General features: G+C 65.8%; 18 protein-coding genes. 9 read left to right on the top strand and 9 right to left on the bottom strand.

Annotated elements, in window-relative coordinates:
• Window positions 1-148 precede the first annotated feature (148 nt).
• Window positions 149-1,369, bottom strand: a complete 1,221-nt coding sequence (locus JTE92_RS22575) for a pyridoxal-phosphate-dependent aminotransferase family protein (protein ID WP_063237974.1) — start codon at window positions 1,367-1,369, stop codon at window positions 149-151.
• Between the two features lie 173 nt (window positions 1,370-1,542).
• Between JTE92_RS22575 and JTE92_RS22580 the strand changes: the two genes are divergently transcribed.
• From JTE92_RS22580 to JTE92_RS22590, 3 genes are all read left to right on the top strand, one after another.
• Window positions 1,543-2,268 (top strand): GntR family transcriptional regulator, encoded by a 726-nt coding sequence (locus tag JTE92_RS22580; RefSeq protein WP_063237975.1) that lies wholly within the window; start codon window positions 1,543-1,545, stop codon window positions 2,266-2,268.
• Between the two features lie 230 nt (window positions 2,269-2,498).
• Complete coding sequence (locus JTE92_RS22585) at window positions 2,499-4,358, top strand: vWA domain-containing protein (RefSeq protein ID WP_063237976.1); 1,860 nt, start codon at window positions 2,499-2,501, stop codon at window positions 4,356-4,358.
• Entirely contained in the window at window positions 4,355-5,173 is an 819-nt protein-coding gene (locus JTE92_RS22590) for a DUF5995 family protein (protein WP_063237977.1), read from the top strand. The genes JTE92_RS22585 and JTE92_RS22590 overlap by 4 nt, the downstream gene beginning before the upstream one ends.
• A gap of 121 nt (window positions 5,174-5,294) precedes the next feature.
• On the opposite strand, the gene JTE92_RS22595 is transcribed toward JTE92_RS22590, so the two are convergent.
• The 4 genes from JTE92_RS22595 to JTE92_RS22610 all read right to left on the bottom strand — a co-directional run bounded on the left by JTE92_RS22595 (window position 5,295) and on the right by JTE92_RS22610 (window position 9,863).
• A complete protein-coding gene (locus tag JTE92_RS22595) occupies window positions 5,295-6,101 on the bottom strand; it encodes a sterol desaturase family protein (RefSeq protein ID WP_063237978.1) in 807 nt (268 codons plus the stop codon).
• A 151-nt stretch (window positions 6,102-6,252) separates the two neighbouring features.
• Complete coding sequence (locus tag JTE92_RS22600; protein WP_063237979.1) at window positions 6,253-7,632, bottom strand: MFS transporter; 1,380 nt, start codon at window positions 7,630-7,632, stop codon at window positions 6,253-6,255.
• A 170-nt stretch (window positions 7,633-7,802) separates the two neighbouring features.
• Window positions 7,803-9,077, bottom strand: a complete 1,275-nt coding sequence (locus JTE92_RS22605; RefSeq protein WP_063237980.1) for an iron-containing alcohol dehydrogenase — start codon at window positions 9,075-9,077, stop codon at window positions 7,803-7,805.
• Window positions 9,078-9,137: 60 nt separating this feature from the next.
• On the bottom strand, window positions 9,138-9,863 hold the full coding sequence (locus JTE92_RS22610) for an alpha/beta fold hydrolase (protein WP_063237981.1): 726 nt from the start codon (window positions 9,861-9,863) through the stop codon (window positions 9,138-9,140).
• A gap of 149 nt (window positions 9,864-10,012) precedes the next feature.
• On the opposite strand from JTE92_RS22610, the gene JTE92_RS22615 reads away from it, so the two are divergent.
• Together JTE92_RS22615 and JTE92_RS22620 are read left to right on the top strand one after the other, a co-directional pair.
• Window positions 10,013-10,726: a GntR family transcriptional regulator gene (locus tag JTE92_RS22615; RefSeq protein ID WP_063237982.1), complete on the top strand. Its 714-nt coding sequence runs from the start codon at window positions 10,013-10,015 to the stop codon at window positions 10,724-10,726.
• Between the two features lie 256 nt (window positions 10,727-10,982).
• Window positions 10,983-12,740, top strand: coding sequence for an ABC transporter ATP-binding protein/permease (locus JTE92_RS22620; protein ID WP_063237983.1), 1,758 nt, complete (start codon window positions 10,983-10,985; stop codon window positions 12,738-12,740).
• Window positions 12,741-12,755: 15 nt separating this feature from the next.
• Here the strand turns inward: JTE92_RS22620 and JTE92_RS22625 are convergent, their stop codons facing one another.
• Entirely contained in the window at window positions 12,756-13,187 is a 432-nt protein-coding gene (locus tag JTE92_RS22625; protein ID WP_063238088.1) for a universal stress protein, read from the bottom strand.
• A gap of 121 nt (window positions 13,188-13,308) precedes the next feature.
• The gene (locus JTE92_RS22630; protein ID WP_063237984.1) at window positions 13,309-14,292 is read right to left on the bottom strand and encodes a Bug family tripartite tricarboxylate transporter substrate binding protein; all 984 of its coding nucleotides are present in this window, start codon (window positions 14,290-14,292) and stop codon (window positions 13,309-13,311) included.
• A 239-nt stretch (window positions 14,293-14,531) separates the two neighbouring features.
• Here JTE92_RS22630 and JTE92_RS22635 point away from each other — a divergent pair, with 239 nt between their 5' ends.
• The gene (locus tag JTE92_RS22635; RefSeq protein ID WP_063237985.1) at window positions 14,532-14,855 is read left to right on the top strand and encodes a hypothetical protein; all 324 of its coding nucleotides are present in this window, start codon (window positions 14,532-14,534) and stop codon (window positions 14,853-14,855) included.
• Window positions 14,856-14,927: 72 nt separating this feature from the next.
• On the opposite strand, the gene aceB is transcribed toward JTE92_RS22635, so the two are convergent.
• On the bottom strand, window positions 14,928-16,514 hold the full coding sequence (gene aceB / locus JTE92_RS22640) for a malate synthase A (protein WP_063237986.1): 1,587 nt from the start codon (window positions 16,512-16,514) through the stop codon (window positions 14,928-14,930).
• Between the two features lie 49 nt (window positions 16,515-16,563).
• Complete coding sequence (locus JTE92_RS22645) at window positions 16,564-17,265, bottom strand: haloacid dehalogenase type II (protein ID WP_063237987.1); 702 nt, start codon at window positions 17,263-17,265, stop codon at window positions 16,564-16,566.
• Window positions 17,266-17,557: 292 nt separating this feature from the next.
• Here JTE92_RS22645 and JTE92_RS22650 point away from each other — a divergent pair, with 292 nt between their 5' ends.
• The 3 genes from JTE92_RS22650 (at window position 17,558) to JTE92_RS22660 (ending at window position 19,807) form a co-directional block, all read left to right on the top strand.
• Complete coding sequence (locus tag JTE92_RS22650) at window positions 17,558-18,508, top strand: LysR family transcriptional regulator (RefSeq protein WP_063237988.1); 951 nt, start codon at window positions 17,558-17,560, stop codon at window positions 18,506-18,508.
• A gap of 177 nt (window positions 18,509-18,685) precedes the next feature.
• Window positions 18,686-19,120: a universal stress protein gene (locus JTE92_RS22655; protein ID WP_012353026.1), complete on the top strand. Its 435-nt coding sequence runs from the start codon at window positions 18,686-18,688 to the stop codon at window positions 19,118-19,120.
• Window positions 19,121-19,402: 282 nt separating this feature from the next.
• A complete protein-coding gene (locus JTE92_RS22660; RefSeq protein ID WP_232353302.1) occupies window positions 19,403-19,807 on the top strand; it encodes a penicillin-binding protein in 405 nt (134 codons plus the stop codon).
• The last annotated feature ends 86 nt before the right edge of the window (window positions 19,808-19,893 follow it).

Consider the following 19,893-nt stretch of genomic DNA (forward strand, 5'->3'; position numbering starts at 1 on the left):
TGGACGAACGTCGGTGGATGCCGGCGTGAATCCGCAGGCAACAGGCGCCCCTGCCGATCACCCCGACGTGATGGCATGGGCTTGTGATGCGTGGATAGGGCTGCCAGGCCGGCCCGGTCCGTCCCGGCGCCGGCCTATGCGGCGGCGTTCAGGCAGCCGCCTTCAGCACTGGCATATCCGCGTGCGACGCCAGGTAGTCCATGGCCGCCGCGACGCCGCTCGCTGCGACAGGAACGCCTGCCAGCCTCAGCCCCATCTCGCAGCCGGCCAGCGTTGCCATCAGCGTCAGGTCGTTGCAGTCGCCCAGATGGCCGATGCGGAACATGCGGCCGCGCATCTTGCCGAGCGCCTGGCCCAGCGACATGTCGAAGCGCTCATAGATGAGCTTGCGCACGGCATCGGCGTCCACGCCCTGCGGCATCATCACGCCGGTCAGCACGGGGCTGTACACCGCCGGGTCGGCGCACTGGATCTCCAGGCCCCATGCGCGCACGGCGCGGCGCGTGGCTTCCGCCAGGCGCTGGTGGCGGGCGAAGACATGGTCCAGCCCCTCGCCCAGGATCATGTCGAGCGCCTCGGACAGGCCGTAGAGCAGGTTGGTGTTCGGGGTATACGGCCAGTAGCCGTTCTTGTTGGCTTCGATGATTTCGGTCCAGTCCCAGAATGCGCGCGGCAGCGTGGCGCCGTGGCCGGCCGCGATCGCCTTCGGCGAGATCGCGTTGAAGCTGATGCCGGGCGGCAGCATCAGGCCCTTCTGCGAACCCGACACCGTGACATCGACGCCCCACTCGTCATGCCGGTAGTCGGCCGAGGCCAGGCCCGAGATCGTGTCCACCAGCAGCAAGGCGGGGTGGCCGGCGGCGTCGATGGCCTTGCGCACCGCGGCAATGTTCGAGGTCACGCCCGTCGACGTCTCGTTATGCACCACGCAGACCGCCTTGATCCCGTGCGCGGTGTCCTCGCGCAGCCGCGCCTCGATCATGTCGGCCTGCACGCCGCGGCGCCAGCCCTCGATGCCCGGCAGGCCCAGGAACTCGGGCTTCAGGCCCAGCGCTTCGGCCATCTTCTTCCACAACGTGGCGAAGTGGCCCGTCTCGAACATCAGCACATGGTCGCCCGGACTCAGCGTGTTGGCCAGCGCGGCCTCCCAGGCGCCGGTACCCGACGCGGGGTAGATGATCACCGGGTGCTCGGTCTTGAAGACCTTCTTGATATCGGCCAGCACCTTCCGCCCCAGCGCGCCGAACTCGGGACCGCGGTGGTCGATGGTCGGGTAGCTCATGGCGCGCAGGATGCGATCCGGGACCGGGCTCGGGCCGGGGATCTGCAGGAAGTGGCGGCCAGCGGGGTGGAAATCGAGGTGAATCATGGGATGGCGTCTCCGTGTTGAATTTTGAATCTTGAATTTTGAATTCAATTTACTGTAGCACCGCTGCCCCGCGTATCTCAAGGCGAACTTTCGCCGCGTTAACCCTGATGGCAATTGGGCGCTTTCGAGCTTGAGATACAATTGAACCCACCTTCCGCAGTTGGAAAAATTGAATGCAAAATCCCCTTGACGACGAAAACAGACATTCCGATCCGCTCCTGCCCAAGCTCGAGCGCAAGCGCCTGCACGACGTGGTGGTCGAGCACCTGCGCCGGTTCATCGTCGAAGGCGTGCTGTCGCCGGGAATGAAGCTGAACGAGCGCGAGCTGTGCGAGACACTCGGCATCTCGCGCACGCCGCTGCGCGAGGCGCTCAAGGTGCTGGCCGCGGAAGGCCTGATCGACATCTGGCCGAACCGTGGCGCGAGCGTGTCGCGCATGAGCGAGACCGAAGTGTGGGAAATGTTCGAGCTGCTGAGCGGCCTCGAGGCCTTTGCAGGCGAACTGGCATGCGAGCGCATCACGCCGGCGGAGTTCGCCGAGATCAAGGCGCTGCACTACTCCATGCTCGCCTGCCGCGTGCAGAAGGACCTGCCCGGGTACTACGCCCGCAACCAGGAGATCCACAACCTGATCGTGGCCGCCGCGCGCAACGCGGCGCTAAGCCAGACGTACCTCGCGCTGAACCGGCGCATCCAGGCGCTGCGCTTCCGCTCCAACTTCCAGTCGGAAAAATGGGACCGCGCCGTCGACGAGCACGAAGGCATGATCAGCGCGCTCGAGGCGCGCGATGGCAAGAAGCTGGCCGGCATCCTGCGGCACCACTTGCTGGAGAAGCGAGAGGCGGTGATGCAGATCCATGCGGAGCCGGTGCAGGACAAGCCTGTGCAGAATGCGTGAGGCCATCGCGGCGAAGTCCGGGTTCTCTCGCGCAAATTCGCTGCAAATGAGATCTGCATGATCTTCACTTGCGCCACGCGGATAGACAGAAAAGCAACAGCCGGCCTCCCGGTCACGCCCGACGCGCTATAACTAACTGGGGTCGAACACAGGCGGACACAGGCGGACACAGGCGAACGCAGGCCCCGCTCCGCCGCGCAAGCGCTATCCGTCCGAACAGGAGCACCGGCATGGCCAAGCAACTCGCTATCCTGATCGATGCCTCGGGCTCGATGTTCCACAGCGCTGGCAACGGCTCATCCAAGGACAAGATCGTCGAGGCCTCGGAATCGGTGCAGTACATCATCGATGAGATCGAGAACAAGACCTCGTCGTCCGACGAAACCTGGGCGGTGTCGTTCTGGTACTTCGCCACGCAGACCAAGGGACTGATCGGCCAGGGAAATTTTCCGGTGGGCGACACCACGGCATGGAAGAACGTGGTCAGCGCCATTGAAGACCAGCCGTCGGTGCAGGCCGCGGTCGGCAGCATGACGGACATCTTCCATGCGGTGCGGACCGTGGCCGACTTCATGGTCGCCAATCCTCCACCGCTGTTCCCCGCGGTGTACAAGAAGAAGATCGTGCTGTTCACCGACGGCAACCAGACGATCCAGCATGACAGCCGGCTGACCAAGGGCGGCTATGAATTCGAGCAGGGCATCGACTTTGCCGTGCTGCTGGCAGGCAACGGCATCGCGCTCAATGCGCAGGGCATCGGCTCCGATCTGCTCAACGCGACGCTGACGGACCTGGCCGCCGAAGCCGAGCCCTTCGGCAGCACCGTCAAGACGATCAGCACCACGCCGTCGTATGCGGCGGACACCTCGGCAGCGCTGATGACGAACTCGATGAAGGTCGTCAACAACAACGGCATCCTGCCGCTGCGGCCGCTGGCATGGCCTGCATCCAGGCTGCTGTGGGAGCAGTTCAGCCTGCCGCGCCTGGCGGCGGCGGGCAATGACGAAGGATCGCAACACCGCGTCAATGAGGCGCACTTCGAAGTCGATGTCGACGACATCTCGCAGGAACTGCTGCTGGGCCTGACGTGGCACCACCCCGGCCGCCCGTCGATCGAAGCCACCTCGCCGTCGGGCACGTCGTTCCGGCATGGGCTCAACGGTGCCTTCGAGATCGGCGTGGGATGGATGACCGCGCTGCACATACCTTCGCCCGAAGCCGGCACCTGGCGCGTGCGTGTTGCCGGCGATCCGCAGTTCCGGCCGCTGCGCCTGAACCTGATGGCGCGCTCGGTCAGCCCGGAGTTCGATATCCTGCTGCGCGTCGATCCTTTCCAGCTCGATCCGCAGGACACCAGCGTCGTCACCGCGACGCCGATGTTCCGGGACAAGCCGGCCACCGGCAAGTTCGAAGCGGTCCTGAGCGACTTCACCGGCCGCACCTGGCCGATGCATGCGCAGCAGGATGGCACCCTGGTTGCCAAGGCGGATTTTCCGCAGCCTGGCATCGCGCCGCTGCGCGTCGAGCTGAAGGGCCTGCTGGAGGGCAAGCACAAGGTCGCGCGCATGGAGTTCACCTCGGTGCAGGTCGGACGCCCGCGCGACCCGCGCCTCACGGTCGAGCCCGCCCGCTTCCGGCCGGGCCGCCGCTACCGGGTAGCGGTAACGATCCACGACGCGGCCTTCTCCGCCGCAACCCAGATCGCTTTCGGGGCGGGCATCGAAGTCGTGCGCTTCACGGTGCTGAGCCCGCTCGAAGCCACCGCGGAAATCTCCGTCGCCAACGACGCCTTCCCCGGTGCGCGCGAGGTGCTGACCTTCCAGCCAGACGCGGAAACCCTGGGCGGAATCGTGGTGGAGAAACAGCCGGGCAGCGGCCACCAGGTGCTGACGGGCTTCGTCACGGCCCTGCGCTTCGACGCGCGCGGGCGGCTGCTCGCAGCGGTGCTGGACGAGCGGCGCGAGGTTCTCGTGAAGCGCCATGACGAGCGCCTGAGGCGCCTGCTAGAGAAGGCGCGCGACGATAACCTGCCGGTCTCGATTGCGCTCGACGACCATGGCGGGATCGAACACGTCACGATAGGCGAATGAGCATCCTGCTCGACCCGGTGCCGCCGCCTGACGGCGCGGCGGTCCTCGCGCGCTTCGATGCGATGCTTGCCTGGTCGCGCCAGCATGCAAGCCGGCTCGGCTATTTTGCCGCCCTCTACCGCGGCGTCACGCTGCGCGCCCGCAGTGCCCTCGCGGCCGGCGCCTTCGAGCAGCCCGAGGCGGCCGAGCGCCTGGTGGTGCTGTTTGCGGGCCGTTACTTCGAAGCGCTGGCGGCACACCTCCGCGCAGCACCGGTGACCCGTGCATGGCAGGTTGCCTTCGATGCCGCAGCGCGCTGGCGGCCCACGGTATCGCAGCATCTGCTGCTCGGCATCAATGCGCATATCAACCTGGATCTCGGCATCGCCGCGGCCCGCACGCTGGACGAGTACCCGCTGCCACGGGCGGATTTCGATCGCGTCAACGATCTCCTGTTGCTGATGGTCGACGAGGTGCAGGACCGGCTCGCCGCCGTCTGGCCGCTGCTGCGGCTGGCAGACAGGGTGGCCGGCCGCCTGGACGAAACGCTGATCGGCGCCGCGCTCGTGCAGTCGCGGTCCGCGGCATGGGAGTTCGGCCAGGCATTGCGCGCCGGCGGCGGCGGCGAAAGCGGGCTGATCGAACGGCAGGACCGCCGCGTGGCGGCAATCGGGCAACACATCGCCGCACCGACAATGCCGCTCGCGCTCGCGCTGGCAAGCGTGCGGATGGGCGAGCTGCGCGGCGTCACCGGCATCATTGACTTGCTGGACCAGGAGGTGGCCCGCGCCGGCGCCGTGGTCGAAGCCAGGGCCATGGGTCCGTCAGTGGTTTAGTAGCCAGAATGCCAGGGCAGGCGCATGGCAAGCACCGTAGCGCCTCGCTTCGTGGAAACTCCTGCCCTCTCCCCTGCCCCTCCTCTGGCGCTTGCTTCTTTCCACGGAACCCACACGCCGGCTAGGCGGCCATCGCCCGCCGTTCCTCTTCATCGAGCTCGGGCCCATCCAGCGTAACGCGCGAATGGTCGGTACGGAATTTCTGGATGATCGGCTTCAGCTCTTCCTTGACGTGCGCCTCGCTGTATCCGTTGAACAGGTGCCCGACCAGGCCGCGGCGCAGGTCGGAAGTGCCCATGATGTAGTCGGCGATCGGGAACGTGAGGTTCATGTTGTACTTCATCATGATGCCCATGTTGTGATGCGCGGTGTGGTGGCGCCGGATCGTGTTGATAAAGGGCATGTTGCGCACGAACCAGTTGTCGTGCACATGGCAGCAATAGTGGAAGGTCTCGTAGATCAGGTACTGCGCCACCATCGTGATGAAGACAAAGTAGCCGGCGTTGGCATTGAAGATCAGCGATGCCAGGTAGCCCAGCCCGCCGCCGCCCACGCCCAGCGTTGCCAGCACGCGCCACGGGAAGAACACGATGCGGAATTCACGCGTGCTGTCGATGGTGGGCTCCTGGTCGGTGAAGTACTGGTGGTGCTGGCGCGTGTGGCGCTCATAGATGGCGCGCAGCGCAAAGACGTTGATCCGGCGGTGCATGACATAGCTGTGCATGAACCATTCCACGAAGTTTCCGGCCAGGAATACCGGCAGGATCAGCGCCCACTCCCAGGTCACGTTGTCCAGCCGCTGGATCGCCCACCACAGCGCGCCGATCCCGACGCCGTAGATCACGGCGATATGCAGCAAGCCGTTGTAAAGCGGGCTGATATCGGCCTTGTATTGCTCCCTGAACTTGCGTTGACGTTCCGTCATCATGATTGCATCTCCGGAAAACTGCGCCGCACTAACATATCAGTTGGATATAAAAGTGCGACGATCCAAAAAATGCCCCTGGTGGCCAGGGGCGCCATGCGGGCGCGGCTGGATGCCGCGCGGCGAACCGTTATTGCGACACCTATTGCGACACCTATTGCGACACTTCTTCCAGCGCCTTGCCGCGGGTTTCGACGCCCAGCAGCAGCACCACTGCCGCAGCCACCGCAAAGGACAAGGCGCCGAGCGTGAAGACGCCGCCCTGCCCCGTCACCGGCAGCAGCACGCCAACCAGATAGGGTCCGGCCAGCGAGCCGACGCGGCCGATCGACGAGGCAAAGCCGGAGCCGGTCGCGCGGGAGCGCGTGGGGTACAGCTCCGGCGTATAGGCATAGAGCACGGACCACATGCCGAACAGGAAGAACTGCATGCACAAGCCGGCGGCGATCAGCTGCTCCACCGGCAGCTTGTGCACGGCCGCCTGGCCATAGGCATACGCGGCCACGGCGCTGCCGATCAGCATGAGCGCGCAGGTCGGCTTGCGGCCCCACTTTTCCAGCAGCCATGCCGAGAAGATGAACCCGGGGATGCCGGCCAGCGAGATATAGACCGTGTAGAGCACGGACTTGGTCACGGCATAGCCGGCCTGCTGCAGCAGCGCACCGAGCCATGTGGTCAGCCCGTAGTAGCCCAGCAGCGCAAAGAACCAGACCGACCACAGCATGATGGTGCGGCGTGCATAGGGACCGCTCCACAGCTCCATGAAGCGCGCCTTGCGGCTCGGCGCCTGCGTGCCGCCAAACGTGGCGGAAACCGCCGGCAGCGGACGGCCCGAGGCGCGTTCCACGCGCTGTTCGATGCCGGCCATCACCGCATCGGCCTCTGACCTGCGTCCGACGTCCTCAAGCCAGCGCGGCGACTCGGGCACCATGCGGCGCACCACGAAGACGAACACGGCGGGCACCGCCAGCGCGATAAAGATGCCGCGCCAGCCGATGACCGGCAACAGCACGTAGGTCAGCGCGCCGGCCGCGATAAAGCCGATCGGCCAGAAGCCCTCCAGGATCGCGACATACTTGCCGCGGCTCTTCGCGGGCACGATCTCCGACACCATCGACAGGCCGATGGGAAATTCCATGCCCATGCCAAAGCCGAGCAGCACGCGATAAACCATCAGCGATGTCACGCTGTCCGCCAGCCCGCACATCAGGCTGCCCACGCCCCAGAAGACCATGCTGACCTGGAACACCGGCTTGCGGCCGAAGCGGTCCGCCAGCAGGCCGGCAATCGCCGCGCCCAGGAACATGCCGAGGAAGCTGGAACTGGCCAGCAGGCCGGCCTGCGCGGCGCTCAGGCCGAATTCCGCCTTGATCGAGCCCAGCACGAATGTCATCAGGCCCAGATCCATCGAATCGAAAAACCACGCCGTGGCAATGATGCCGAACAGCGAGCGCTGATAGCCGGTCATCGGCAATCGTTCCAGCCGCGCCGCAATACCCGCCTCCAGCTTGAGGGCGCCTGCAGACATATCCATGGTTGTCTCCTGTGTCAATGAGACGCGCTCTGTGGTGGCGCGCTTCGTAATATATTAGTTGCACATCGCTGATGTTCAAGTAATGGTTTACCGCCGGGGCAACCGGGTGGCTGGCGGCAAATGCACCGGGAAAGCTCGGGAAATCGTCGGGAAAGCGCCCCGTAAGCGCGCTAGGCCACCCGGCGCTGCTGCGCCAGGGCGTCCGCTTCCGCGGACAGCGTGCCCGCCCAGGCATTGCGGACAATGGCGGTGTATCGCGCGGAAACGTCCGGCCCGGGGAAGGCCTTGGCCAACCGCGTGACATCCAGTGCATCGCGCACCAGCCGGTCGACGTCGCCCTGCCCGATGCCGCAGGCCTGCAGCGTGGTCGGGAGGCCGACCGCTCCCACCAGCTCGCGCACCACGCCAGGCACGCGTGCCACCGCCATATCGGGATCGCCTTCGGCGATGCCCAGCAGGCGGGCAATGGCCAGCAGCTCCTCGCGGCGCACGTCGCCCAACGCGTCGAGCACATACGGCAGCATCACGGCGTTGGTGGTGCCATGCGACAGGTGCGAGAGGCCCGCGACCGCGTAGGCAATGCCATGCACGGCGTTGAGTCCCGCGCTGCCGTAGGACAGCGCCGCATAGACGCTGGCATAGCTCATGCCGATGCGCGCTTCGCTGTCGCCCCCGTGCTGGTAGCTGCGCAACAGGTACTGTCCGCACAGGCGGATCGATTCGTGCGCGAACAACATCGTCAGCGCGTTGCGGCCGCTGTAGCCCGGGTCCGGTTCGCCGCCGCGGTCAAAGCGGGCGGAATCGAGCGTCAGGTAGGACTCGATCGCATGGGTCAGCGCATCGATGCCGGCGTCCGCGGTGACCCGCGGCGGACAGGTGTAGGTGAATTCGGGATCGACCAGCGCCACGGCGGGGCGCAGCCGGTTGTCCATGACCGCCACCTTGGTCGCGTTGTCCGGATCGACCAGGATCGCCCCCGGCGTCGCCTCCGAGCCCGTGCCGGCCGTGGTCGGCATGGCGACCAGTGGCAGCATGGGCGTGCCGGCATCGATGCTGCCCAGGAACGCGCGCACGGGCCGGCCGCCGGGCAGGGTCAGGCAGAGCGCCTTGGCCAGGTCGATGTTGCTGCCGCCGCCCAGCGCGATGACGTGGTCGACCGGCAGGCCGCCGAGCCGTTCGCGGACTGCCGCCGTGGCCGCGTCGCACAGCGTGGTGGTGGGATCGGGCATGCCGCCGTCATAGACCAGCAGCTCCACGTCATGCGCGCGGGCGCCCGCGACGAGTGCCTCTACCCACGGCGTGGCACCGGTGAAGAACGTGTCCGTCACCAGCAGGCCGCGACGATAGCCGAGCCGGCGCAGCAGCGCGGGCAGCTGGTCACGGCATCCGGCGCCCATGACCAGTCGCGCCGGCGCGCAGAAATATACGAGGTCTTCCACTCTCATGCTGTCTCCTGTGGGGTGATTTCGGCTTGTCGAAGATGGGAGATGGCGGGGATGGCGCGGCTATGCCAACTGCGCCGGCCAGCGCGCACGCAGGTGGCGGGCGATCTCCGGCGTGCGTTGCGTCAGCACGCCATGGCCGGCGCCGTGGAGCACGACCAGCTCGGCATCGGGGATGCCGTTGGCCAGCATCTCGCCGTGGGCAAGCGGGCAATCGTCGTCTTCGCTGCCGTGGATGACGAGCGTCGGGCAACGCACCCGGCCAAGCTCGCCGCGCTGGTCTGTGTGGCGGATCGATTCCCAGGTCCACGCCACCGTGCGATGGTCCGCTGCCTCGCGCAGCCCCAGCCGCCGTTCGCGCATGGCAATGGCTTCCAGCAACGCCTTCGGTGTGGAAGGCTGGAACCATTGCACCGCGTTCAGCTGCGGCGTTCCGGAAACCAGCAGCAACTCCGCCGGCAGCGGCAGGCCAGGCATCTGGCGTGCGCCGGCAAGGTAGGCCAGCGCGACCGATACGCCCATGCTCCACCCGGCCAGCATGAACGATCCGCGAACATGGGTGTCAAGCGTGCGGCGCAGCACTTGCGCCCAGGCATCGAGCGAGCACGCCTGCGCGCCGGCCGGCGGCCTCGCCTTCCCGCGCCCCGGCAGGTTTGGCAGGACAAAAGTGCACCGGTCGGCCAGTTGCTCCGCCAACGGCATCCACGCGCCGCGCGTGCCCTGGATGCCATGCACGGCGACCACCGTCACCGGGCCTTGTCCCACGACCAAGACGTCATCGTCCGCCATGCCATCTCCGCACACATCTAATATATTAGACGGATAGTAGCAGAAAACAGCGTGTGCGCAAGCGCCAGATCCGATGTGTACAAAAGATGCGTACGGCTCATATACAATGGGCTTTCCGTGTAGCTTTCCGTGTTCTTCGACACTTGGCCATGAACGCAAAAACTGCCACCCGCCCACGTGCCGCGGCTGTACCAGAGCCTGAAGAGGCCGCCAGCCAGCGCGGCAAGCTGACCGACCTGGCCTACGGGCAGATCGAGGAAGCGATCGTGACACTGCAGCTGCCGCCTGGCAGTTCGGTATCGGAACTGCAACTGAGCGAAATGACCGGCATCGGGCGCACCCCCATTCGCGAAGCGATCCAGCGGCTGGCGCGGGAGCACCTGATCATGGTGCTGCCGCAGCGCGGCCTGCTGATCGCGCCGATCGATGTCGGCAAGCAGCTGCGCCTGCTCGAGACACGCCGCGAGGTGGAGCGCCTGATCTGCCGCAGCGCCGCCCGGCGCGCCACGCCCGAGCAGCGCGATCATTTCAAGCGGCTGGCCAAGGAGTTCGAACAGTCGTCACGCAACGGCGACGACGTCGCGTTCGTACGCGCCGACCGGGACTTCAACGAGCTTTGCCTGGTGGCGGCGCGCAATGAATTCGCCGACGGCGCCATGCGGCTGATGCACGGCCTGTCGCGCCGGTTCTGGTACCTGCACTACAAGGAAGCCGCGGACCTGCCCACGATGTCGAAGCTGCACGCCGCCGTGGCCTCGGCGATCGCGCGCGGCGACGTCGACGGTGCCGGCAATGCGCTCGATGCGCTGCTGGACAACATCGAGGAATTCACGCGGGCCACGGTGCTGGGTGACTATCGCTAGCCGGTACGTTGGGAAAAGCTTGCAGGATTCGCTTGTAGCGCCTTGGTCACCCCCTGGCCGCAAGCAAGGTTCGGCATTGCCGCCGACACCGCACACCGCGCGCCGGCGCGAAAAAAACGAGCGTTACGCGGATGAATTCTGGACGGGCGTGGATTTTGCTGTCCTATATTTCATCCAGATTCTCCTGCTGGTCCGCTTCGTTGCAGCACGACGGGTGTGCGTGACGGCAGGGAATCCGTCAGCGCTGGAGAGTCAGATGAGCGTCGTGCCCGAGCCAAGGGTTGCCGGCACCACTTCGGCCCGCAGAAAACGTCCGGGCGCCCCCCCGCGCCACGTGTGGACCCGTTACTGGGCCATTGCCCGCCCCTACTGGTTTTCGCGTGAACGATGGAAGGCGTCCGGCCTGCTGCTCCTGCTGATCCTGCTGCTGCTTGGCCAGACGCAGGCCGAAGTCTGGATCAACGAACAGACGGGCGAATTCACTTCGGCCCTGGCGGCGCAGGATGCCGACCGCTTCTGGGGCTCTATCCGGACGTGCCTCTACATCCTGCTCGGCGTCGTTCCCATCTATTCCTCCTACTATTACGTGCGCAGCAAACTGGGCCTGCTGTGGCGACGATGGCTCACCCGCCATTACCTCGAGGGATACTTCAAGGACCGGACCTATTACAAGCTCAACGCCAACGCGGCGATCGACAATCCGGACCAGCGCATCACCGAAGACATCAACACCTTCACCAGGCAATCGCTGTATTTCCTCTCGATCGGCATCGGCGCGCTGCTGCAGCTGATCGCCTTCAGCGCCGTGCTGTGGTCGATTTCCCAGATGCTGGTCTACTTCCTGGTGGTCTACGCCATCGCCGGGAGCTTCGTCTCGATATACTGCTTCGGGCGCGTGCTGATCGGGTTGAACTTCTTCCAGCTCAAGCGCGAAGCGGACTTCCGCTTCAGCCTGATCCGGGTGCGCGAGAACGCCGAATCGATCGCCTTCTACCGCGGCGAGGCGCTGGAATCCTCGCATGTCAGCGGCCGCTTCGACCAGGCCTTCCGCAACTTCGACAAGCTCATCAAGTGGCAGCTGAGCCTGAATACGTTCCAGTACGGCTATGGCTTCCTGACCATCCTGCTGCCAAGCGCCATCGTCGCCTCGCATGTGCTGTCCGGGGAAATGGAAGTCGGACGCGCGATCCAGGCGGCGGGGGCGTTTGCCGCGGTGCTGAATGCGCTGACGGTGATCGTCGACAACTTCGAAGACCTGGCCCGCTTCGTGGCCGGGCTGGACCGGCTCGACACCTTCGCCGGCACGCTGGCGGCCACGCCGGCCAAGGCCGCCGAGCCGGCACCGACGATCGAGTCGGTGCAGGATTCGCGCCTGTCGCTGCTGCACGTGACGCTGCGCACGCCCAACCTGGAACGCACGCTGGTGCGCGACCTGACGGTGTCGGCCAATCCCGGCGAAGGGCTGCTGATCGTCGGCGCCAGCGGCGGCGGCAAGAGTTCGCTGATGCGCGCCATTGCCGGCTTGTGGACCAGCGGCAGCGGCTGCATCATGCGCCCCAGGCCGCAGGACATGCTGTTCCTGCCGCAGCACCCGTACATGGTGGTCGGCAGCCTGCGCGGCCAGTTGCTCTACCCCAACCACATCGGGCAGCACATCGCCGACCAGGAGCTGATCCGGCTGCTCGAGCTGGTGAACCTCGGCGGCATCGTCGACCGCTTCGGCGGCCTCGATACCGACGTGGACTGGGGCAAGGTGCTGTCGCTGGGCGAGCAGCAGCGGCTGACAATGGGGCGTGTGCTGCTGTCGCGGCCCCGCTACGTGATGCTCGACGAGGCCACCAGCGCGCTCGATATCGGCAACGAGGAAGGCATGTACCGGCTGCTGGCCGGCATGGAGGCGACGCTGGTGAGCGTCAGCCACCGTCCCACGCTGCTCAAGTACCACCACCAGGTGCTGGAGCTCGATGGCGCCGGCGGCTGGAAGGTGCATCCGAGCCGGGGCTTCCGCTTCTGACGGCCCGGTGCCAGCTCAGCGGTAGACGAGCACGGGGATCCTGCAGTGGGTCAGCACCTTCTGGGTTTCGCTGCCGACCAGCAGCCCCTCCAGCCCGCGCCGCCCGTGCGACGCCATGAAGATCACGTCGCAGTCGTGCTTGGCGGCGGCATCGATGATGCCCTTGTACGGCACCGACGTGCTCATGTCGGTCTGGCAGGTCACACCCGCCTCGGTGGCCGCCGCGACAACCTCGGCCAGCACCGCGCTGGCCCGCTCGGCCTCATGCTCCTCATAGGCCTTTCGCCGCGGATGGCCGGCATCGCTCGAGGACAGGTAGGGATACTCCTCCATGCACGTATACGCCGTCAGCTTCGCACCGCCCGCCTTGACGAAATTGATCGCCGCTGCCATGGCGACCTTGGAAAGCTCCGAGCCATCGGTGGCCAGCAAGATGTGCTTGAACACGATTCCCTCCATAGGCTGCTGATTCTTGGATACCGCGGCACGACGCCGCGGCAAGGTTCAGTATGGACAATAAATCGCCCCGCGGCGGCGCCGCCGCTGAGTTCAGGCGAACCTGGCGGGTTCAATTCTCGATCTTGAACCCGATATCCTTGATGAACTGCCCCCAACGCGCATGATCGGTCCGGATCTGCGCAGAAAACGCCTCCGGCGTGACCGCCTGCGCCGGCAGCACGCCAATGCCGGCCAGCCGCTTCTGGTAAGCCGGATCGGCCAGCACCTTGCGCACGGCCTCCGAGACCGCATCGACCGTAGCCTTGGGCATGCCCTTTGGCCCGAACAGGGCGAAATAGCCGCTAAGTTGCTCCATCTCCTGGAAACCCAGCTCACGGAACGTGGGTGCGCCGGGCGCCAGATCCGAGCGTTCCGGGATGGTGGTTGCCAGCACCTTGGTCTTGCCGGCCTGGTAAAGCGGCACGCCGGTGGTCAGGCCGTCGATCATCAGCGGCACCACGCCGCCCACCAGGTCCTGCGTGGCAGGCGCCGAGCCCTTGTACAGCACCGGCTCCAGGTGGGTGCCTGCCAGCCGGTTGAACAGCAACGGGCCAAAGTGCGACGACGTGCCCGGGCCGTACGAGGCGGAATGGATCGGCTTGCCCGGGTTGGCTTTGGAATAGGCGATCAGTTCCTTCAGCGTGGAATACGGGGCGTCCTTGTTGGCGGCAAGCAGCACCGGGGCGCGGCCGAGTTCGGCCAGCGCGGTGAGGTCGGTCAGCGGGTCATAGGGCACGCGGTTGATATGCGCACCCGAGGTGGCGGACGAACCCAGCGTCACCAGCAGCGTCTGGCCGTCGTTCCTGGCGCGGATCACGTCCTGCGTGGCGGGAATGGTGGCGCCACCCGGCTTGTTCTCCACCACCACCGGCTGGCCCGCCACACGGCCAAGATAATCGGCAAACAGCCGCGCCACCACGTCCGTACCGCCGCCGGGCGGGTACGCCACCACCAGCCGGATGGGCCGCGCCGGCCACTGTTGCGCCATGGCGTACGGCGCCACGCCGGCGGTTGCGGCGAGGACTGCGGTGCCAAGGAACTGTCGACGGTCCATATCTGAAGTCTCCGCTTTGATGTTGTGGCGCCGCGCTGGCGGCGGGTACTTCATATTAGAGAGTGTTGCGGCACGGGACACGCGGGGTTTTCCAGCATGACGCGGATCCGGATTGCGCTCGCCGGCTGGGCTGTCCCCGCGACTTCTTGCTACGCTGCTGATATAAGCCGCCGTCCCTGCATGCAGGCGCTGGTATGAACATTGCGCACCACCGGCCTGGCACGGCGATAGGAGTGATCATGCAAGAGCTGGCCTTCCGCACCCTGCTGTACCGCTATTTTTTCTTCAACTGGCTGTTCCGCGACGCCAGCCGGGGAAGCCGGGCCGAACGGACCCACGCCTGGCATTTCAACAAGGCGCGTGCGCACTGGCTGCCGACTTACATGCGGCGCTGGCTGTGGTGCGGGGTCTTCTTCTATGCCGTGGGCAGCGTGGTGGAAGGCGTGCTGTGCGCGCCGGTGCTGTCGGCGCTGTTCTACGTGCCGGGCGCGCTCAGCGTGCCGGTCAATGTGGTCATCATGGTGGTCTGGGTCGGGCTGAAGACGCTGCCCGGGCCGCTGTGAAGTGAGGCACCCAAACAAAAACCGCAGCCATCAGGCTGCGGTTTTTGGTCATGCCGAAGCGATGCGGCCCGCTCAGACTTCTTCGTACAGCGGCAGCGTCAGGAACTCGGCGAAATCCTCCGACGTCGACATCTGCTCGAAGATCTCGGCAGCGCGGTCATAGGTCGTGGTGTCGCCACCGACCAGTTCCTTCACCTTGGCCAGTTCTTCCGGGATCAGCTTGCGCACCAGCTCGGCCGTGACCTTGGTGCCGTCTTCCAGCTTGCCCTTGGGCGAGCGGATCCACTGCCACACCTGCGAGCGCGAGATCTCGGCGGTGGCGGCGTCTTCCATCAGGTTGTGGATCGGCACGCAGCCGTTGCCGGCCAGCCAGGCGCCCAGGTAGTGGATGCCGACGTTGATGTTCATGCGCAGGCCGTACTCGGTGATCGGCGCTTCCGGCTTGAAGTCGAGCAGGTCGGCGCCCTTCACCTGCACGTCCGGACGCTGCTTCTCGAACTGGTTCGGCTTGTCGCCCAGCACTGCCACGAATTCCTTCATGGCCGGCTCGACCAGGCCCGGGTGCGCCACCCAGCCGCCGTCGTAGCCGTCGGTGGCATCGCGGCGCTTGTCGCTGATGATGCCTTCCATGGCAATGGCGTTCTTCTCCGGATCGTTCTTGATCGGGATCAGCGCGCTCATGCCGCCGATGGCGGGGGCGCCGCGCGAGTGGCAGGTCTTCAGCAGCAGCAGCGCGTAGGCGCGCATGAACGGCGCGGTCATGGTGACCTTGGCGCGGTCGGCCAGGCAGAAGTCCTTGTCGTTCTTGAACTTCTTGATGCACGAGAAGATGTAGTCCCAGCGGCCGGCGTTCAGGCCGGCGCTGTGCTCGCGCAGTTCATACAGGATCTCTTCCATCTCGAACGCGGCGAGGATGGTCTCGATCAGCACGGTGGCCTTGATGGTGCCTTGCGGCAGGCCGATTTCGTTCTGCGCCATCACGAAGATGTCATTCCACAGGCGCGCTTCCAGATGGCTTTCCATCTTGGGCAGGTAGAAGAACGGGCCGGCGCCGCGGGCGATCTGCTCCTTCGCGTTATGGAACAGGAACAGCGCGAAGTCGAAGATGCCGCCCGAAACGCGCTTGCCGTCGATGGTGACGTGCTTCTCGTCCAGGTGCCAGCCGCGCGGACGCACCTGCAGCGTGGCGATCTTGTCGTTCAGCTTGTATTGCTTGCCCTTCGATTCCAGGGTCAGCGTGCGGCGCACGGCGGCCTTCAGGTTGACCTGGCCCTGCAGCTGGTTGTGCCAGTTGGGGGTGTTGGAATCCTCGAAGTCGGTCATGTAGCTGTCAGCGCCCGAGTTGAAGGCGTTGATCACCATCTTGGCTTCGACCGGGCCGGTGATTTCCACGCGGCGGCATTCCAGCGCCTTGGGCACCGGGGCGACCTTCCAGTCGCCTTCGCGGATGCTCTTGGTTTCCGGCAGGAAATCGGGGACTTCGCCGGCGTCCAGGCGCTTGGCGCGCTCGACGCGCGCGGCCAGCAGTTCCTGGCGGCGCGGCTCGAAGGCGCGGTGCAGCTTGTCTACCAGGGCCAGGGCTTCCGGCGTGAGGATATCTTCGTAGGCCGGCAGGATCTCGCCGGTAATCTTCATGCCCGCGGGCAGCGTGATAGCCATCAGTGTTCTCCTGTAAACGATAGCGATAACTTGGTTGAAGGGCGCCCTGCTATACCGCCACGCCACGGGCGCGGACGAATTCGAGCAGGTCGTTCATGTCGTGCCCGGTGCCGGAGGGGGCTACGTCGAGCCGCTCCGCCGGGTGGCCGGCACGGTTGATCCAGAAGGTGGTGTAGCCATACCAGGTGGCGCCGCATGCGTCCCAGCCGTTGGATGAGACGAACAGCATCTCCTGCGCGTCCAGCCCGAAAGCCAGCGGCCCCAGTGCATAGGCGGCGGGCGCAGTCTTGTACTGGCGCACCGCATCGACCGACAGCACATGGTCGAACAGGCCATGCATGCCGGCGCTCTTGACCGAGATATCGAGCATCTCGGCATTGCCGTTGGACAGGATGCCCAGCGGCAGCCCCGCGCGGCGCAGCCGCTTGAGCGCGCCCAGGTTTTCCGGGAAGGCCGACAGGCAGGCGTATTCCTTGAGCAGTTGGGCTTCAGTCGCTTCATCCAGCATCAAGCCCAGGCGCTCGGCGGCGTAGCGCAGCGCGTCCACGGTGATGGCCCAGAACGGCTTGTAGTGCGCGCCATCGTGCGCGGCCATGGTGCGGATGCGCGTGTAGTCGATCTGGCGGTCGCGCCACAGCAGCGCCAGCGCCTCGCCGCGGCCCGGGAACAGCTGTTCCGCGCGCGCGGTGACGGAATACACATCGAACAGCGTGCCGTAGGCATCGAAGACGACTGCGCGGATCTTGTTCATGGGGGCGCTGGCAACCTGTGTCTGCAAGGTGTGTCGGTGCCGGACCACAACTGCGTGGCCGTGTACACCGATGAATGCATCGCATTGTAGGGAGACGCTGCACTGCGGCAAAGGTGCCCCGGGTCACTTGATCTTTTACTTTTTGACCACTAATCTTGGCTGACTTAAACGATACTCCGCACTAAATCCTTGCGCATTGGCCGCTGGCAGCACGCTGCAACGCATCAGGCGTGACCGGGCCGGCACAAATCGCGCGAGTGCGTATTACTCGGGCACTACTCGGCGAACATTTGTGGACCATTTCAAACAGCTGGAGACTTTTGTATCCGTCGCCTCGCGCGGCAGCCTGTCGGCCGCAGCGGCGGCGGAAGGCGTGGCGCCGGCCATCATCGGGCGCCGCATCGATGCGCTGGAAGAGCGCCTGGGCGTCAAGTTGCTGGTACGTACCACGCGCAAGATCAGCCTGACCTTCGAAGGCTCGGCCTTCCTGGAGGACTGCCAGCGCATCCTGAACGACCTGCACAACGCCGAGGCCAGCGTCTCGGCCGGCGGCGTCAAGGCCAGCGGCCACCTGCGCGTGACCGCGCCGGCCGGCTACGGGCGCAAGCATGTGGCGCCGCTGGTGCCGCTGTTCATCGAATCCCATCCCGACGTCTCGATCACGCTGGACCTGTCCGACCGCGTGGTCGACCTGGTCAATGAAGGCTTCGACTGCGCGATCCGGCTGGGTGACCTGCCCGACTCCAGCCTGGTCTCGATCCGGCTGGCCGAGACCCGGCGCGTGGTGGTGGCCTCGCCCGACTACCTGGCCCGCGCCGGCCGCCCCAGCACGCCGGACGAACTGCAGCGGCACAACTGCCTGGCCTTTGGCGCCAGCGCCAACGTGCAGCGCGGCTGGGTATTCACGGAAGACGGCCGCTCGGTGACCGTCAAGGTCGGCGGCACCATGGAATGCAGCGACGGCGCGGTGCTGCACGAGTGGTGCCTGCAGGGCAACGGCCTGGCGTGGCGCTCGTGGTGGGAAGTCGGCAACGAAATCGCCAGCGGCCGGCTGGTCACGGTGCTGGACGGCTTCCAGGCGCCGCCGATCGGCATCCATGCGGTGTTCCCGCAGCGCAAGCACCTGCCGCTGCGGGTGCGGCTGTTTATCGACCACCTGAAGAACACCTACGGCAACCCGGCCTACTGGCGGCGGGCGGAGCAGGCGGCATCCGTGCCGGCGGCAACGGCGCTGGCAGGCTGACGGCCAGCGCAAGGGCTCCGGCTGGGACGCTTTTGTTGCAATTGATCTTGCACAATGCCGTACTCGGCACCCACTGACTACAATGGATTCAGACAGGCGCTTTCCACCGCCCCGGCATCGCCCCACCGGCGCCGGGCGGCCGCCCTGCCCCTTCCCTGGTCAGAAAAGGAGCCCCGCATGTTCCAACACATCCTGCTACCCACCGACGGCTCGGAACTCTCCAAGAAAGCCATCAACGGCGGGCTGGAACTCGCCAAGGCCATCGGCGCGCGCGTCACGGCCTATGTCTGCCTGGAAGAGTATCCCTACACCCCGTTCAGCGAAATCGTGGTCGAGGCGCCGCAGGCCTTCAAGGACCGCATCGAGAACCAGGCCAAGCTCTACCTGAAGGAAGTCGAAAACCTGGCAACGGCGGCCGGCGTCACCTTTGACGCCGACATGTCGACCTTCGCCGTGCCCTACCTCGGCATCATCGACGCGGCCGAGCGCCATGGCTGCGACGTGATCTTCATGGCGTCGCACGGCCGGCGCGGGCTGTCCGGCCTGCTGCTCGGCAGCGAAACGCAGAAGGTGCTGACGCATACCGATATCCCGGTGATCGTGTATCGCTGACCCCGGCCTGCCCTGGCAGAACGCACAACGCCCGCACCGGGCTCTCCGGTGCGGGCGTTGCCGTTGATGCGTCCGATGGCTCACGAAGCCTTGCGTATCCGCTCCTCGCGCTCCTCGATATGCCTGGCGCGGTCGTCCGAACCCGGGTGCGACGAGAACATGCCCGACCTGCCGCCATCCTTTCTGCTGCCTGGACACTGCGCGGACACTGCGCGGCGCATCCACTGACTCGCATGGCATCTTCGCCGATGTCGCCTAATCTTGTTGCAGGGCGATCAGCGAGTGGAAAACTCGCAAAAAATCGCAGGCTTGCATTTTCGGTCGGGGCTGACAGCAGGTGTCATCATCATGCGACTTTCACTCATGGCAAGCAGCGGCATCCTGGCGCTTTCGGCATGCGCGTTGACTCCGGCCGGAACCGGCGCCTTTACGGTCATGGCGCCGGCCAGCTTCGATCGCACCTTCACCGCAGCAGCAGGGGCAATGCAGGACCAGGGCCTCGCGCTCAGCCTCGAGGACCCCGTCAATGGCATAGTGGTCGGCAGCCTGGAAAGCAGCGCCGTGATGGCCGATGTGGATCAGCTGGCAGACGGCCACGTGCGGGTGACATTCGACAGCACGGGTGCGAACGACCCGGCATTGATGGCGCGCATATCGAGCAGCTACAACCGCCGCATGGGGCGCTGAACCGCGTCCACCAGGCGCACAGGAAAACGTTCGATGAGAACCCCGCGAGCTATCTCGCCGGATAAAAAAAAACGCCAACCCTCATT

The sequence above is a fragment of the Cupriavidus oxalaticus genome (assembly GCF_016894385.1).
Taxonomy (GTDB): Bacteria; Pseudomonadota; Gammaproteobacteria; order Burkholderiales; family Burkholderiaceae; genus Cupriavidus; species Cupriavidus oxalaticus.